Here is an 18429-nt window from a genome sequence, read left to right on the forward strand (position 1 = left end):
GAAAAGTCCCTTCGAAACAAAACTTATATACAACAAAAGAATATGCAGGCTCAGGCATGGAAAAGTTCACTGAAGAAGAGACAGGCTCTTTTTACAATTATCTCCCCGAAGGTTGTCAGCTCTGCCAGCAGGGTGCTAAACTGGTGCTTTTTGTGACGGGCCTCTGTCCGAAAAGCTGTTTTTACTGCCCACTCTCGGACGAGAGACGGGGAAAAGACCTGGTCTTTGCAAACGAAAGGCCCGTAATAAACGATGCCGACTTACTTGAAGAAGCAAAGCTCATGGACGCTCTGGGGGCGGGAATCACCGGAGGAGAACCTCTCCTGAAAATCGATAGGGTCCTGCACTATATCAGCCTTCTTAAATCCAGTTTCGGAAAAGAGCACCATATCCATCTCTATACTGCTATGGCCCCTGACCGGGAAACCCTTGAAAAGCTCGCAAAAGCGGGGCTGGACGAGATTCGCTTCCATCCGCCACAGGAAATCTGGGATAAACTGGAGCAAAGCCCCTACTCCAAAGCCGTGAAAAACGCAAAGGACCTTGAAATCTTAGCAGGAATAGAGATTCCTGCCCTTGAAGGTGCTGAAAAGGTTGCTGTTTTTGCGGAGAAAGAAGGGATTTTCCTGAACCTGAACGAACTTGAATTTTCCGAAAATAACTCCGAAGCCCTTCTGGGCCGTGGTTTTGTCCTGGAATCGGACACCTCAAACGCTGTAGCAGGTTCTCTGGAACATGCAAAAGCCGCCCTTTCCGCCTGCAAAAAAGCACATTTCTGCTCTTCAAGTTATAAAGATGCCGTCCAGCTCCGCAAAAGGCTCCAGAGGATTGCAAAGAACACTGCAAGAGAATTTGATGAGGTTACTGAAGACGGGACTCTCATGTACGGAGTGATTGAAGGAGAAGACCGTTTGGCCCGGGAAATGGTGGAAAAGCTCCTGCAAGAGCTCGAAGTTCCCAAAGAACTTTTTGAAACAAAAGAAAACAGCATTGAGATTGCCTGGTGGGTTCTGGAAGAACTCAATGAAGATATAAAGGAGAAGCTGGAGGCATGTAAAGCCAGAGCCAAGCTTTTTGTTATCGAAAGGTATCCTTTTGAAGATGGGATGGTTGTGGAATTGGTCCCTCTTTGAAATGACTCCTTGCGGTCAGGGCAAATTCCCTCAGTTGCTTCAAAAAATTCTATAAAACCCTCGGAAATTTTGAGTAAAAACTATAAAAAATTAATGGCTACTTTTAAAATTAAATTTATCTTTTTTTACATAATTTAAGTAATTCCCGATGAGAAATGGAGTTTATCAAAAAGCGATACCAAGAGATGGAGCATATTTCAACATAAAATCCAAATCTCTTATAATTTATTTATATATTCTCCCGTAAAATATAATGATTTTTTTGAAGACGTTATGAAAAGAGGAAAAACTAAAAAATATTTATTTACATCATAAAAAAATAATCGAACATTAGACAATATAGGAAAAAATATATAGTCACAGATTTTTAACTCTTAATGAAGAGACATTCCCGACGTGGAGTTATATTCTAAGGTGGGGCCAAGTATTTGGAAAAGTATGTGAAAAAGGAAAGAGGCTAAGATCCCACAAAATTTATTAGGATCACAGGTTAGATAGCCCAAAAAATCAAAAACCAATTTTTGGAGTGTGCGGGGAGATAGCTGGAGCTAGCTAAAAATTGAGAGTCCGGGGGAGATCTCCAAAAAATCCACACTTAAAGGATGTCTGAAAACACATTCAAATTTCGAATTTCAAAAAATACTGGAATCTGTTTACAGGCAGAACCCCCACGTAAGAAAGCTGACATGTACGAGAAATGAGGATGCTAATAGTGGATTTGTTTTCTATTTGCACACTGTGATAAAAGGAGTGGAGGGTGTATGCTGAAATGAAAACCGGGAAGAGAAAGAACGGGAGAGGGTTATATGAAAAGAATAATTTTTGGACTTATTGTGTTACTGGTGATACTGTTTTCAGCTAATTGCGTTGTCGCAAATAACTGGAACTCAGCCGGTGATAGTGGTAGAAACGACAGGGATCAGGGAGTTGAAGAATCCTCCTTTATGCAAATGACATTGCCAGCAGTTCCTGTGTCTTCATCGACATATGCGGACAATATGGCTCTTAATTCCCATTATATTATTCTGGAATCAGTTGAATATCCGATTATTCAAATTAACGTTAAACTCGGGGACAAAGAAGGAAAAGAAGCTGTAAGACAATACGAATACACAGCAAGAGTATATAATTCCAGCCAGGAACAGGTTGGAGAAGACATTGTCCTCAGGCTTAACGGAAATCCTGACCATTCCCTTTCTACCCTGGCACATGGAACGGCATCTCTGCCCTCAGACCTTCCCGAAGGGAACTATTACGTCTTCGTATATCAAAATAATACAACCAGCGAGTTCATCCTTCCCTTCATGTGCAAAAATAACGGGAAATTGGAAACATGCTGTAATTCCAGCAGTATAACTGGTCTTATCAGTGAAGGCATTCTCGTTCAGAACTGCAGCAAATTCTGGTGTTGCGGGTGTGGATGCACTAAACAACAGGTGAAAAACAGCATTTACATAAAGAACGACGGGACCGGAGAGGAACCCGGAGAGGAAGATAAGCCGACATATGTGTATGATATGGTTATTCCTGCCCGACATAATATCTCGGAATCAACTCAGTACCTGATTAACGTAACACTTGGGGACGATAACGGCAGGAATGACACAAAAAAATACACGTACGTAGCAAAAGTGCTTAATTCCAGCCAGAAACAGGTCGGAGAAAACATAGATCTCACACTTACCAACCCCTTCGATGATGAAAATACTGATCCAACCTCTTATATAGAGGCACAGGGAATGGCATCTCTCCCGGTAGATACTCCTGAAGGAAACTACTACTTATTTGTATACCAGAATAATACAATCAACGAGTCTATCCTCCCGTTCTTCTATAACTCTTCTGAGAACTTGGCCCCGTGCTGTAATGAAATAAGTTGCGTGACTAGTCTAATCCGCGGTGAAGATATTATCTCCGACAACTGTAGCGAATCATGGTGCTGTGGATGCAACTGCACGGATAATGATGTGAAAAACAGAATTTATATAGAGAATGAAGGCGCTGAACACGACGGAGACGACGGATCTTATGACGACACCGAAGCTCCGGCAATCCTTTCTGTTGCTCTGAACGATTCCACTCCAACCACAGGTGAACCAATTAAAGTAAGCGTAAATGCAGCGGATAATGTAAAGGTAATCAATGTTGAAGCTTCCGGGACTCCGTTAGAATTTGTCAGTGGGGATCTCTGGGAAGGAAGCATAACTGCTGTTGAAGGTGCCCATTTCTTAAACGTCTCTGCGGTTGATGGTACCGGCAACAAAGCCTGGGATAATTCAACAAGTTATACTGCCACCACTCCCGATACCGAAGCTCCTAACATTAACACTGTTACCCTGAATAACACCAATCCTGTAACAGGAGAATATATACAGATTACCGTAAACGTAACCGATAACATTGGAGTAACTTCAGTTAAAGCTGATAGTAGAGCTCTTACTCGTCAGAATGACACCATCTGGGAAGGTAACATAACCTCTGTTGAAGGAACACATTATGTAAACGTCTCTGCGATTGATGATGCAGGGAACGTAGCATGGGACAATTCAACAAGCTATACTGCCAAAACTCCGGATACAGAAGCTCCTGAGATCAGTTCTGTTATTCTGGATGACTACACTCCGAACACAGGTGACCTTATCACGGTAAGTGTGGAGGCAACTGACAATTTTGGTGTAACCGTTGTTGAAGCTTCAGGGGTTCCGTTAGCCTTTGTAAGTGGGAACCTCTGGAAAGGAAACATAACCGTTGTTGAAGGCATCCATTCAGTAAACGTTTCTGTGGTTGACGCTGTCGGGAATATCGCCTGGGACAATTCAACTAGTTATACCGCTACAACTCCCGATACCGAAGCCCCTGTTATCATTTCCGTTCTTCTGAGTGATTACACTCCGGATACCGGTGACCTTATTACGGTAAGTGTGGAGGCAACTGATAATTTTGGCGTAACAGGCGTTAAAGGTTCCAGTACCCCGTTAGCCTTTGTCAGTGGGAACTTCTGGGAAGGAAACATAACCGTTGTTGAAGGCATCCATTCGGTAAACGTTTCTGTGGTTGATGCTGCCGGGAACATCGCCTGGGACAATTCAACTAGCTATACTGCCACAACTCCTGGCACAGATGTTGGTGCGGACGATGAGGAAGGAAAGGAGTCCATTGATGATGGAGAAAACAACGTCGATGATGGGGATAAGCCCTCAAAGAGAAGAAGCAGCGCTGACCGTGGAACCCTGCCAATAAGGAAGAAGGAGACAACAGAATCCTTCTCACTCCCGCCGGAAACCCGGATTGCTGCATCGAATCCGGGCTTATCTATAAATGCTCTCGCTGACGATGGGCATCAAAAAGAGGAGATAAAGGACAGTAATGGGTTTGACTGGTTGATTCTATGGTTCTTGGCTGCAATGTTCGGCCTCTTTCTGGCAATTTGTGGGTCCATATTCTCCAGGTATTCCAAACTCCAGAAGGAATAATTATGTGTAATAGAGGTACTTCCTGCCTGCGTGGCAGGAAGCAAAAAACAATATGAAAATTTAACTAAAAACGTTCCTCTCCATGAATCAAGCGCCTGTACTTATTGTAGGCAGCTTTTTTACTGGCATAATGTACACAGATTATTTTTAAGAAGCTTTTTAAGGAACTGGAAACTTTTTACCCTTTGAGTCACAACAGTCCAAAACGGATAAATATTTTATAGATGATGCGTCTAATACACTTTGTAAATCATTTGGATGTGGGGGAGTAGAATTATTTATTTATTTATTTATTTATTTATTTATTTATCGGGGCTGGCTTTTTTATAGCGTCATACCAAACTGTATAAAATTAGGGCCTACAGTCTGGGCGGCCACAGTGTTACATTGTGCAAAATATGGTTAAGCTTGTCTCCGGAATAAGTACTAAAAATCCCGACCTTCTCAACGGTTCCTTCATATCCGAATGTGAAGGTAGACAAATTTCACAGTTTTTTTCAGTGGAATTTGTTTGCCAAAAACGTTCAAAAAAGTTCCTTTATACAGGCCCGTTCTTTTATACAGGCAGGAAAGATGCCGGTAGGAAAGTGCAGGAAGTTTACCTTGAAATTGATTTTTGAGAGGAGCGCCAAGGAACAAAGGGGTTTGGGAACAGTACAGTCCTTCCTGAATAACAAGGGGGATTATAAAACATTTCGGTGTAACCGCTGCTCCTGAATGCAAAAGATAACAGTAATATATACTTTAATTTATTATGAGGAATGTTATTATTTTTGCGAGAAGTTATTTATAGGATTGTTTTGCAAATATCATTACTTATTCCTATAAACTTCCGGATTTACACAAGGTCCCAGATCTGATCTGGAGAAACCACATGAGTTTGGCAACTGCCAGGGGGGAATTATAACGTTTACAAGTATAGTAACAAATGCGGTTATTCCATACGATACAATTTCAATGACAACTTCTTCGGGATTGCCAGAATACGGGCTAATGCCGATGATAGGCTTGATCTTTCTCCTTTCTTTCAGGCAAATTTTATCTGTATCGAAAATATGGGAAAAAACCCTGGAAACTTCAGTAAATGCAGGGATTTATCCGCTGTTGTATTCTTTATTTGCGACTGTTGTCTTTAAAACTTTACAAATTATGTAATTATTCTTTAGTGCTTTAGATGAGTCTTATTTCACGACTCACCTGAAAAACCTATTATCACTTTTTTTATATCAATTTGAAATTAAGCATTTAGTGAAGCGTTTTTAGAGCTTCATTTTTCTTCTTTAACAGTAGTGACATGTGCGGGAATCTGGAAACCTGGTTGAACAAATTGCTTTTATTGACACCTTTCATCCTCATTGACAAGACAGTTCGGGGATTCTTGAAAAATCAGTGTGATAAATAAGAAATTCTTAAAACAAAATTCTCAAAGTGTAATAAGGTGTGATGGCAGGGGAAGATGAGTGACTCCTTTACTTAAGTCATTAGAACAGCAAGTTCAATGATGGAAGCGTCTCCAAAATTCCCCACATAAACTTAATATATATGTTTGCCTCTTTTTTATATAGGTCTGGCTATATAAGTCTCGTACGTTCTTGTAGCAAGGGTGCAAAATATTCTTAATTTAAACTTTATTTTTATATAATGTTCTCAATAAAAGATTTGTTCAAAGTCTCTTGTCCCTCTATTTTATAGTGACTTATTACAAGTACCATAAATTTTATCCTCATCACTTGTGCTGTTCAACGCAAACAAAATAAGCCGATTGATATTGATTTTTTTATAATTGGGTTTGTGTGCCTAAGTCCTCGGGCTGGATTAAAAAAGCACACTCGGTATCCACAATTTGAGAAAATAGGCTTATGGTCATTTGCCCCTTTGATTTTTTGGAAAATACGGCAAATTACGTTGTTTTGGGCAGGTGGAATAGTTACCTTTGCTTTTTAATATTTATATTTTTAGGCAACATTTTTCGGGAACATTGTTTCCAAAATTATTTATTTTTATGAATAGTATTTTGCATAGGACTTACGCAGTTGAACCAAAAACCAGTGGCATGAGACACCAAACAGTCTAACTAATAATGTTCTTGGTAAGGTCTCACGTGCTTGTTTTTTCTTCTCAAGTGTGTGACTTCTATTGCAATTTGCCATATAAATTTGAGAACAAGATAAGTGACCAGATATATTTTCACTTAAAACTTACGGAATGAATATCAGGATTTATTAGCTGCAAATTTGAAGTTATCCGAACTTATATTTCCAAAAATGAAATTTTTTCAGTGCTTAATACTGCTATAAGTGAAGTCCCTGGCGTTGGGGTGGGGGACAGGAATTTACCGAAAACGTTTCACAGGGGATTGTGGTGACATTTTCTTTTTATGGATGATTGCCACAGGGACAGTTGCACTACTCGCAAAGCAGCATGTAGCCGCATGATCGTTGTAGATTGACCCATGAGAGAGATGATTAGAAGAACTCAAGCACATGTGCGACAGCCGGTTGCGACCACAGAGTCAGCAAACAGTGTAACTGCCAGTTGGCTTGCAGGCCAGAGCTGGCATCAGGGTTGCACCGCTAACAAGGAACCGATGATCAAGACAACGTCTGATGAATTGAAACCTTATAGATGGAACTGTGAGAGCATCAAAAAAGATCGAGAGTGTGAACAGAGATGCCTGGAAATAAATATTGTGGATAGCATGTGCTGGTTGAAGTCAAATAGCTTCGAAAAGTCACAAAAATTCATGGCGGTGATCTCTAATGCTGACTATTGAAGATTGCGATTTCACAACCCATAAATTTTGTCAACTCTGTGAGGCAATATCCAGCACCTACCCCACAGTAACGATGAATGAATATCTGAATAACAAGCATCCAGAGCGTTTCATATTAATGCGCCACGATGTTGACAGGATGCCGGGAAACTCTCTAACGACTGCAAAGATTGAACACGAACTCGGCATAAGAGCAACATACTATTTCAGATCATGTAAAAGTGTGTTCAAACCTGATATCATATGCAAGATCAGGGACATGGGCCATGAAATCGGCTATCATTACGAGACCTTGAGTGAGGCAAACGGAAATTCCGAAAAGGCTATCGACATTTTCCGGTCCCATCTGGATGATTTCAGACAGATTTGCGAGGTAAAAACGATCTCAATGCACGGAAGACCCCTGTCAAAATACAATAACCTCAACCTCTGGAATAACCATGATTTCAGGGACTTCGGAATAATCGGGGAAGCCTACCTCTCAGCAGGAGATGATCTCAACTACCTCTCCGATACCGGAAGAACATGGAGCTTCGGAAGCAATTTAAGGGATTATATTCCCGGTAAAAATGAACAGGTCTTTGCGAATACAACTGCGGATCTTATAGAGTTGATAAAAAATGAAGAATATAATAATTTTTATATATTAACTCATCCGGAGAGATGGTCTTCAAGTATTTCTGGATGGGGCTTATATTATTCAGCGGATCTTGCAGTTAATATCGGGAAGAAGATTTTGATGAAACGTAATAGTGAGAGCCAGGGTATGAGGAGGATAAGAAATAATAGTTTGTCTATTACAGTCGACGTTGAAGACTGGTACCATATTCCGTCGGTTTCTGGTTCTGCCTTTTCGGTTTACAAAGATGTAAATGAATTTTTTGAAAAATGGAATGATAGGTATGACTACTTGAGTGAACCTACAAAAAGAATACTGGATATTCTGGATGAATTTAACATAACTGCCACATTTTTTGTTGTTGCCGATATCGCAGAACATTACCCGGGACTCATTGAATTAATTTCTGAAAGAGGGCATGAAATTGCATGTCATGGAGCGCATCATACATGCAGTATCGATCCAAAGACAAAAAAACCTCTGATGAGTGTTGAAGAATTTGAAACAAGTACCCTGGAGGCAAAGAAAATACTTGAAAGGATCTCCGGACAGGAAGTAATTGGGTACCGGGCACCAAATGCAATGGTAACAGGATGGATGCTTGACTCACTTGAAAATATCGGATTCAAGTACGATTCATCAGTGTCCGTAAATTCGCTGTATAATAAATCAGATTCTTCTTTGAAAGGTGTTTCCTCTGTCCCTTATTATCCATCTAAAGGGTGCCTGGAACCTGCCGAAAGCAGGAATTTTATTGAATTCCCCTGGGCCTATTATAATATGGGGGTTAAGGTCCCCAGTTCGGGAGGACCAATGCTGAGATTCCTTGGTTCTCATTTTATATTCAAAGGGCTGAAGCAGAGTTTGAACAGAGGCCATACGATATTTTATTTTCATCCAATTGATATTTCTAATGAGAAATTTCCATCTATTGGAAATGGTAGACCTTTATACTGGATTCTGAAAGGAAAAATAGTTGAAAAAAGAATTCGGCACGTATTAAAAAAGTTAGACAATGTTAAGAAAGTTCCTTTAAGAGATCTGCTAGGGAATCATCATGGAATTTGAGATAAAGCAATTGAAACCAAAAGACGAAAAAAGGTGGGGAGACTTTGTCATGGAGAATGATAGGACAACATTTTATCATCAAATCGGGTGGAAAAATGTTGTCCAGAAAACCTATGACCATGAACCTTATTATTTGTTTGCTGAAGATGAGGTCGGAAACATAGCTGGTATTTTTCCACTTTTTTATATGAATAATCTGTTTTTTGGAAGACGTCTTGTATCCGTTCCGTTTTCTCCTTACGGTGGGGTTTGTGCTGTTGACGATTCTGTTGAGAAAGCATTAATTGACGAGGCAATTGATATCGGAGATAATCTGGGAGTGGATTATTGCGAGTTTCGGAATTTCAAAACTAATATTTATGGAAATATCAGTTGTACCAGAAACTTCTCCACTTTCCTTTTAGATGTTTCGGCAGGGCATGAGAATGTCTGGAACAAGATGAACAGAAATGTTAGAAATAGAATAAGAAAAGGAATAAAAAGTAATTTGAAATATGAAATGGAGGCAAGTTTGGAGGGGATCTCTACATTTTATGAGCTATATTCCTGGAGTATGAAACGGCTGGGTACTCCGGTTCATGATCAAGAATTTTTCAGGAACATCATTAAGCAATTTCCTGGTAATGTTTTTACATCCCGAGCAAGTTTAGATGGCCTTCCAATAGCTTCTTTCTATCTCCTGACATTCAAAGATGTGTTGATCACAGCATGGGGTGCAGCTCTGTCGGAGTTTTTCCAATATGCTCCTAATGATTTCATGTACTGGAATTGTGTGGAATATGCATCTGAAAATAATCTTTCGTGGGTTGATTTTGGTAGAAGTTTGGTTAATTCCGGCAATCAGGTATTTAAAACTCGCTGGGGTTGTACTGAATTTCCACTGAATTACTCTTATTACCCCCCGTCTATGATTCTGAGACCACCTCATGATGAATATAAAAAATATGCAAAGGTCTGGAGTAGATTGCCCTTATCATTGACAGCAAAAATAGGTCCCAACATCAGGAGAGACATACCCTGAAACATTATGGAAAATGTTTGTCTTCAGATAATTGAGAGTTGTGAGGGATTTAAAAAAACAAATTTTGGGTAGATTAGTAAGTCATTTTGGGTAGATTAGTAAGTCATTTTGAGTAGATCAGTAAGTAATCGTAATTGATATTGGACAGGATATGTTAGGAGTTATCTAATGATCCCAATTTCCCAGGCGCCCATTTATCCACAAGAAATATTGAAGACTACGTCCGAATATTTTAAGACGTCTGCGAACTCAAGAAATAATTCAACTGCTTACGCAAAGTTTCGAGATGAAATATCCAATTACCTGAACTGCAAGTACGTGAACCTTACATGTTCCGGTTTTTCCGGCTTGTATACCATAATGAGAGCCTATGATTTAAAAAAAGGTGATGAAGTTATTGTTCCTGCCTACACCTGTAAAGATGTTCTACGCCTTGTTACTACAATGGGGCTGAAACTCAAATTAGTTGATATCGAGCCTTACACATATAATATGGATCCTGACAGCCTTAATAAAGAAATATCAAGTAAAACCAGGGTTGTCATTGCAACTCACATGTTCGGTTATCCCTGTTCTATAGATAAGATTACGGAAATCTCCCATGACCACGGAGCCATGGTAATTGAAGATGCCTGCCAGTCAATGGGGGCTGAATATAAAGAAAAGAAAGTCGGTACTTATGGAGATGCAGGGTTATTCAGTTTGAATATGGGAAAGCCAATCACTACGATTCATGGTGGCATTGTTTGTACCGATGACAGTGAACTTTCGAATAAGGTCTCTGCAATAAATGATACTTTTAAAAAATATGGTTTTATGCATCAAATTAAAACCTTTACATATATGTTTGGATATTCGCTTTGCAATGTTAATGCTTTTTATTCATTAGTGTATAGTCTAATGGGGAATAAAAATCTGGGGGAGACAAACTCAATCTCATATTCTGAGCTTGGGGATTTGATGTATAAGTATACAGAGTTTCAGGCTAGTCTGGGCGTAAAGCAACTATCAAAGTTAGATGCTTATAACAATGCCAGGATTAAAAATGCCAGCTACCTGATGGAAAATTTAGATAAGGATGGTTTATTTTTTCCAGAAGTATCCGAACAGATGAAACCGGCATATTCTCGCTTTCCAATCTACTTTGAAAATATAAGCAGAGAAAATTGCAATAAACTCATAAATTCATTTATAAATTCAGGAATAGAAGTAACTCCATATCTGCCAGAATCACTTCCACACCTGTACAATGAAAAATCTTCAGATTTCCCAATAGCTGAACAGATGACAAATAAAACCTTAACCGTACCTACTCATCCAAACATGGACAAAAAAGATCTGGATAAGATCGTTGAAATACTAAATCATCGTTTTCATGTGTTACATTAATCAAGTTACTCTGTCACGTTAATCAAGTTACTCTGTCACGTTAATCAAGTTACTCTGTCACGTTAATCAAGTTACTCTGTAGTATTAATTGGGACAACCTATACTATTTATAGGGAACTGCAGTCATAATTGGGTCTGCCTCTAATGTTAATAGTGTAAATTGGGGTAAATCGGGGTAAATTGGGGTAATCTGTAATGCTAAATATTCACAATCTTGATTTTACACTTGATAAATTCTATAAACTATGTTCTACTATCACAGAAAACTATACAACCATCACCGTGGGAGAATACGTGACCTCAGGTAATAAGTATCCAGAGCGTTTTGTCCTGATGCGTCATGATGTGGATGGACGGGCCGAGACCGCGTTAGACACCGCACGTATAGAAAAGGAACTTGGGATACAGGCAACTTACTACTTCAGAACTCGCAATAATGTTTTTGTTCCTGAAATCATACAGGAAATCGAGAGAATGGGGCATGAGGTAGGGTATCATTATGAGGTCTTGAGCACTGCAAGGGGTGACCATGAAAAAGCCATCAAATTATTTGAAGATGATGTGGATAAATTCAGAAGCATCTGCAACCTAAAAACAATTTGTATGCATGGGTCCGTGTTATCAAAATACGATAATCGTGATCTCTGGAAATCCTATGATTTCAGGGACTTTGGACTTATTGGAGAGGCCTATTTATCTGCAGGGAAAAACCTCAATTATTTTACTGATACGGGAAGAGGGTGGAACTCAAAAAATAACCTGCGAGATTTTATTCCCGGTAAAAATGAGCAGATCTCTGCTAATACGACTGATGAGCTTATCAGGTTGATCAAGAGAAATAAAATCAGTAACTTTTATATTTCACTGCATCCGAGTCGATGGACCTCAAATAGCATTTATTGGGGCTTGTTCTGGTTAGAGGATCTTGTATTTAATTCGGGGAAGAAGGTTTTGCTGGTGGTGAGGAAATGAGGATACTTTTCAATATTTGTCATCCGGCTCAAGTTCATTTATTTAAGTATGTCATCAGGGGTTTAGAGAATAAAGGACATGAATGCAAGATTACAGCAATTGATAAGGATGTTTCTTTGAATTTGCTGGATGCTTATGGTTTTGATTATGAAGTTGTCGGGTCTGCAAGGTCAGGGTTATTTTCTAAAGCGGTTGAACTGATCGAAATTGATAAGCGAGTATATAATATAGCAAAGTATTTTAAACCGGATATCCTGGTAGGGGGTTCCGGGAATGCCTACAGTGCTCATATTGGAAAATTGATTGGAAAACCTTCTATTATTTTTGAGGATTCCGAAAAAGGGACAATTGAACATCTTCTGACAAATCCTTTTGCAACTGTTATTTGCACTACATCTTCATTCAAAAAGGAACTCGGGGCAAAACAGATTTCATTCGATGGCTACAAGGAGTTGGCATACCTCCATCCCAATCGCTTTCATCCAAAACAGGCAGTACTTGATGAGCTGGGTTTTACCGGGGAAGATACTTTCATAATTTTAAGATTTGTTGCGTGGGATGCGGATCATGATATCGGCCATCAGGGCATACAAAATAAAATAGAGTTTGTAAAAGAACTTGAAAAATACGGGCGTGTGTTAATCACTTCTGAAGAAAAACTGGGTTCTGAACTGGAAAAATACAGGGTTTCGGTTTCACCGGAAAAACTTCATGATTTACTATACTATACGCAAATGCTGGTGGGCGATAGTCAGACAATGACGACCGAAGCTGCAGTTTTAGGGGTTCCCGCAATACGCTGTAATTCTTTTGTAGGAAACAATGATATGTCGAATTTTATAGAGCTTGAGCAAAAGTATAATCTTATTTTCAATTATAGTGACTCTGGAGAAGCGTTAAAAAAAGCAGTTGAGCTTATAAATAAACCAGAGCGTAAAGAAGAATGGGATAAGAAAAGAGAAAGGTTATTGAAAGAAAAAATAGATGTTACAGCATTCATGACATGGTTCATTGAAAGTTATCCTGATAGTTTTAAGGAAATGAAAGAAAATCCGGATTTCCAATATAATTTTAGATAAGGTAGTATCATGAAAATCGCCAGCATAGTAGGTGTGAGACCTCAATTCGTAAAGGCATCCGTGGTATCAAAAGAGTTGAGAAAAAAACATGATGAAATATTGATTCATACTGGCCAGCACTATGACTATCATATGAATAATGTTTTTTTCAGTGAACTAAACATCCCTGAACCGGATTATTTTCTGGGAATCGGTTCGGGTTCACACGGCTTTCAAACAGGTGAAATGCTGAAGAAAATAGAAGAAGTACTTATCAAAGAAGAACCCGATCTTGTGTTGACTTATGGGGATACAAATTCAACGCTTGCCGGAGCCCTTGCAGCCTCCAAACTTCATGTAAAAACTGCTCATGTAGAATCCGGGTTAAGAAGTTTTGACAAATCAATGCCTGAGGAAATAAACAGGATTCTGACAGACCACTGCTCTGACCTTCTTTTCTGCCCGACCAAGAACGCGGTTAGCAATTTAAAAAACGAAGGAATCACTGATAATGTGCATTTAACAGGGGATGTGATGGCGGATTCCCTGCTTTACAATAAAAAGATTGCAGAAAACAAATCAAATATCCTGAATGACCTTGGTTTACAAAGCAAAAGCTATTTCTTAACCACAATTCACAGGGCAAGTAACACAGACAACAAAGAGAATCTTAAAAATATTGTTGATGCTTTTTCCGAATTAAAAGAAACTGTTGTATTCCCGGTACATCCGAGAACTGAAAAATTCTTAAAAGAATATGGGATGTATGATAAGCTGAAGTCATCTGTTGAACTGGTAAAACCACTCGGCTTTCTTGATTTCATAAAACTGATGAACCATGCAAAAATGATACTTACGGATTCCGGCGGCATTCAAAAAGAGGCATATATCCTGAAAATTCCATGCATCACATTGAGGGAAAATACCGAATGGGGTGAAACGGTTGAAGATGGGTGGAATGTCCTGGTTGGAGCCAATAAAGACAAAATTCTTGAAATGGTAAATGGATTTCATCCTTCATTGAAGACACACGAAGACAGATTCGGAAATGGAAATGCAAGTGAAAAGATTGTTTCTATTATCGACACTCAATAAGCGGAGAAGGTTCACGAATATTCTATAGCAACCTACCAGTGCCTGCGCTAAAATTTGAGGTAAAAAGCTCTCCCAGTCACATCGAAATTTGTTACAAAGTTGTTGGGGGGAAGATAAAGAGTTTGGGGGAAACAATACAACCTGGATAAAAATGTGGACGGGATTTAAAATAGTGATTCTGGGATCTAAAAATGAGGATGATGGAATACATCTCTATAAAAAATATTAAAAAAGCTGTTTGACTTACTTTTATCCGGCATGCAATGGATTGATCGTTGCGTTTCCGTATAGGATGTGGGGTTGATTTATTTCATTTCTATGGGGGGGTTCTTGAGTGAAAAAGAACGATAAGACCAGTCACCTGAGACTATAAAAGCACAGGTTCGGAACATTTGGTTCACAGATATGCTAAGCATTCACAGAATAGAATTGAAAGCCAGTCAGTTATTAATTCTTACACCTCGACGGTCAAGATATGTTCAACCTAAAATTGAGCAAAATGATGGAAGATGTCCAGTGGTCGTTTATCAGCCTGGCGACAGCCTCCCTATCACATCTGTTGCTTAGAATCGTGCTCGGCAAAGAACTGGGGCCCTCGGGACTCGGCCTCTACACCCTGGTCTTTACCATCTACATTTTTGGCATGCACTTTGCAGCGTTCGGTATTGGTGTAGCCCTGACCAAATACCTTGCCGAATATGATGACGACCTGCCCAGGGTAAAGGGATTTGTTTCATCTGGACTTTTAGGGTCCATAGTAAGCGGGTCTATGATGGGGGTACTAATGTACCTGCTATCAGGAATTATAGCTATCCAGTTTTTTCACAGTCCCGAAATGGTCGACCTTCTGAAGATCACAGCATTCTGTTTTCCGTTCATAGCCATGCAGAAAGCCGTCATTGGGGCTTTGAACGGTCTGCGGAAGATGAAATGGTATGCCGTTGTGAACATCGCTCAGAGTGTATCTGTGATGACCGTGTCAATAGTTCTGGTGTTACTGCTGGATTTGGGCGTAAGAGGTGCAGTAATAGGTTTTGTAGCCCCGACAATTTTAGTGGGAATATTATCATTGATAATTATCAGAGAGTATTTTTCTGCCAACTCGGCAGACATGAATGCAGTCCTTAAAGAAGTGTTCCGGTTCGGGTTCTACATCGTCATTGCAAATTCAATCGGGATGATCAATGTGCAGATCGACAGCCTGATGGTAGGTCATTTCATGAGTGAGATTGATGTAGGGTACTATGCTGTTGCAATAATCTTTGTAGAGGGGTTAAGATTAATTCCCGACTCAGTTCAAAGAATAACAACCCCCGCCATAGCAAATTACTATGGGAAACAGAAATATGAAAACATACACGAACTGATGAAAAATAGCATGTTAAAAGTTTTAGCAATTACCATATTTATTTCTTTTACACTCATAGTGCTGGGCCAATTTTTGATAGAGGTGTTGTTTAAAGAGGAGTTCCTACCAGCATACTATCCTCTCTTGATTCTACTAGTTGGTTATTCCGTATATGCTCCAATTCTTTCAATCAGTGGGGCTCTTGCTGGTATCGGAAAAGTGGCTTTGATGTCCAAATTATCTTTTATATGTGCTGTGATGAACACAATACTGAACATTCTCCTAATACCGAAATACGGGATAACAGGGGCAGCAATTGCCACATCCATTTCTTTAATCTTCACAGCGTCATTAAAATTATACTTCATAAAGTTATATATCCCAAAACCTTCAGCCATTATATGGACTGAGGGTCCGGAAAAGGATGTTTTACGTTAAAAATACCTCAGTCCCTTTAGTATATTGTGTATACTAAATGTTTTATTTCAGTCGAATGCCCCGCCAGCTTGCAGCGGGGTGCGCCAGCGCAACTTTGATTTTGTTTCATTTTACCCACTGTTTTCAAAAGAATTGTCTCTGGTTACAGAGTTAGTATTATGGGGTATGATAGAGATTCTGTTTTCTCTGAAGGAATTTCCTTCGATTAGATGATTGCCCGTATCAAATAATACAACTCCATTGGCACAGCGCACAAAAGTGTTGTTTGTTATAACACTATCACTGTTGGAAAATTCGACACCCTTTCGGCAATCATAAAATTCATTGTCATTGACTCTGAAAACTGCAGCTGATGTCGGGTGTGAGTTTACGGCTTCGTCAGCACAATCTCTAAAAACATTGTTTGTCACATCAACATTTCTGGTAAAACCATCTGTTGTAACCCCACCTCGGCCTGCAACAACAGCAATGTAGTGTCTGCCCTTTTCCAGAAATGAATTGTCTCTTATTACAATATTGTCACAGGCATTTGTTATGGCAATTCCATATCCGGTTCCGTCTTTAAATACCCTTTTAAAGGTACTGCCTTCTACAATACAGTCCAAACAATCCCAGAAACTTACCGCACGGTTTCCAAAATCCTCAAATCCGCAATTTGAGATCATGATGTTCGTCACGCCGTAAAAATAGATCGCAGTTGAACTGGTATCCATGCCGTACCCTATAAAATTAATATTTTCAAAGGAGATATTTTTAAACATTGAGATCTTTCGGACCTGGGCATTCCTGGCTACAGTATAGTCATCATACAGTGGGCGGTCAACGGTAATCGTTGAACCTGATATATCGATTATTTCGGCCAGTTCTCCGTTTTTGTAATCATTCCTTTGAAAAGGAACTGAGAATTCGTCTGAAATTTTTACATAGTCCCCAACATTTAGGCCCGAAACACTCGACAGCTTAATTTGGGTATCCCCTGAGTTTGCATCACTTGATAAGGATATGGTTGAAGAAGAATATCCCCCGGTTCCGGTATTAAACGCTGGTGAGCTAATGCAATTAAATACCACTTCATCATTTCCAACGAAGGAGACCTCGGATTTCAAACGAATTGTACGGTCTATATCATATTCTCCTCTTTCAAAGAGTATGACTCTCCCCTCACTCTCAGCCAGAGCAGCTTCAATTGCGTCCGCATCATCGGGGCCGCTATGAATCACAGCACCTTTTTCATTCTCTACAGTGACAACTCCATTTTCTTTGGAGATTTGAACATATGCCGAATCTTCCGGTACATTGTAAATTGTCGCGATGTATGGGAACAGCATGCATAAAAAACCTGCAAATAACAGTGGTAACAGGACCTTCATGGCGTCCCTGAATGAAGGGTTCGTGAGAGGGCTTGCTCCGGCATTAGTATAGGCCACTACTATACCGATGCAGAACACGAAGAACAGAATATGCATAACCAGAAAGGTAAGGATGCTTGTAGGTTTTTCAAAAAACATCAAATTATAAAATCCATTCGTCATCAATGGAATAAACAGACCTCTACCTGCCTCATCAATTAACCTGAGATCTGCATTCGAATCATCCTCAGGCCCGTGTCCATCACCGCTAAGAAAGGTGTAGCTTGTAAGGTATCTGAAGGGACTCTTAAATTGCATGCTTTTTAAATCGAAGTTCTCTGCTCCAAACTCAAGGGTTTGAGCTACCTGGAAAGTATTCTCGCTGCCGACAATGTTAAAGCCTCCGTTCCCCTCTCCTGCAACGTATACAGGAGACCCCATTGCAGTTGGTACATGGAAGGTAATATTGGCAGAGATTGCTATCGAAAAAATTAAAATAGCAATGCATCCCTTTCTTTTTGAATCCCCATTAATTCCCATAAAATTATCCCCTTAACTATTTTTCAAGATCCTTTTAAGACCCCAAAAAGGAATAATAATGATATAGTTTTGAATTTAAAAAAGGTTATCTGTTGGACTGGACAATCTGTATTTTTTCAATGATGAAATATCCTTTTTCACGGGAGAGGTCTT

General features: G+C 39.5%; 11 protein-coding genes. 10 read left to right on the forward strand and 1 reads right to left on the reverse strand.

Annotated elements, in window-relative coordinates; translation table 11 throughout:
- The first annotated feature begins 56 nt into the window (after nucleotides 1–56).
- From MSMTP_RS04960 to MSMTP_RS05015, 10 genes are all read left to right on the forward strand, one after another.
- Nucleotides 57–1133 (forward strand): radical SAM protein, encoded by a 1077-nt coding sequence (locus MSMTP_RS04960; protein ID WP_048178083.1) that lies wholly within the window; start codon nucleotides 57–59, stop codon nucleotides 1131–1133.
- Nucleotides 1134–1939: 806 nt separating this feature from the next.
- Nucleotides 1940–4606: a hypothetical protein gene (locus MSMTP_RS04965; protein WP_156153683.1), complete on the forward strand. Its 2667-nt coding sequence runs from the start codon at nucleotides 1940–1942 to the stop codon at nucleotides 4604–4606.
- 398 nt (nucleotides 4607–5004) lie between these two features.
- A complete protein-coding gene (locus MSMTP_RS04970; protein ID WP_048178085.1) occupies nucleotides 5005–5226 on the forward strand; it encodes a hypothetical protein in 222 nt (73 codons plus the stop codon).
- A 2139-nt stretch (nucleotides 5227–7365) separates the two neighbouring features.
- The gene (locus MSMTP_RS18350) at nucleotides 7366–9066 is read left to right on the forward strand and encodes a polysaccharide deacetylase family protein (RefSeq protein WP_082090503.1); all 1701 of its coding nucleotides are present in this window, start codon (nucleotides 7366–7368) and stop codon (nucleotides 9064–9066) included.
- A complete protein-coding gene (locus MSMTP_RS04990) occupies nucleotides 9056–10087 on the forward strand; it encodes a FemAB family XrtA/PEP-CTERM system-associated protein (protein ID WP_048178087.1) in 1032 nt (343 codons plus the stop codon). Before MSMTP_RS18350 ends, MSMTP_RS04990 begins: the two co-directional genes overlap by 11 nt.
- A gap of 168 nt (nucleotides 10088–10255) precedes the next feature.
- Nucleotides 10256–11476: a DegT/DnrJ/EryC1/StrS aminotransferase family protein gene (locus MSMTP_RS17840; protein ID WP_052718280.1), complete on the forward strand. Its 1221-nt coding sequence runs from the start codon at nucleotides 10256–10258 to the stop codon at nucleotides 11474–11476.
- 195 nt (nucleotides 11477–11671) lie between these two features.
- On the forward strand, nucleotides 11672–12448 hold the full coding sequence (locus MSMTP_RS05000) for a hypothetical protein (RefSeq protein WP_048178088.1): 777 nt from the start codon (nucleotides 11672–11674) through the stop codon (nucleotides 12446–12448).
- Nucleotides 12445–13527 (forward strand): DUF354 domain-containing protein, encoded by a 1083-nt coding sequence (locus MSMTP_RS05005; RefSeq protein WP_048178089.1) that lies wholly within the window; start codon nucleotides 12445–12447, stop codon nucleotides 13525–13527. Before MSMTP_RS05000 ends, MSMTP_RS05005 begins: the two co-directional genes overlap by 4 nt.
- A 9-nt stretch (nucleotides 13528–13536) precedes the next feature.
- Nucleotides 13537–14601 carry a non-hydrolyzing UDP-N-acetylglucosamine 2-epimerase gene (wecB, locus tag MSMTP_RS05010; RefSeq protein WP_048178090.1) on the forward strand — a complete coding sequence of 355 codons (1065 nt, stop codon included), beginning with the start codon at nucleotides 13537–13539 and terminating at the stop codon, nucleotides 14599–14601.
- A gap of 475 nt (nucleotides 14602–15076) precedes the next feature.
- Nucleotides 15077–16387 (forward strand): flippase, encoded by a 1311-nt coding sequence (locus tag MSMTP_RS05015; protein WP_048178091.1) that lies wholly within the window; start codon nucleotides 15077–15079, stop codon nucleotides 16385–16387.
- Nucleotides 16388–16497: 110 nt separating this feature from the next.
- On the opposite strand, the gene MSMTP_RS05020 is transcribed toward MSMTP_RS05015, so the two are convergent.
- Entirely contained in the window at nucleotides 16498–18276 is a 1779-nt protein-coding gene (locus tag MSMTP_RS05020) for a right-handed parallel beta-helix repeat-containing protein (protein WP_048178092.1), read from the reverse strand.
- Nucleotides 18277–18429 lie beyond the last annotated feature (153 nt).

Source organism: Methanosarcina sp. MTP4, assembly GCF_000970045.1.
In the GTDB taxonomy this organism is placed as follows: domain Archaea; phylum Halobacteriota; class Methanosarcinia; order Methanosarcinales; family Methanosarcinaceae; genus MTP4.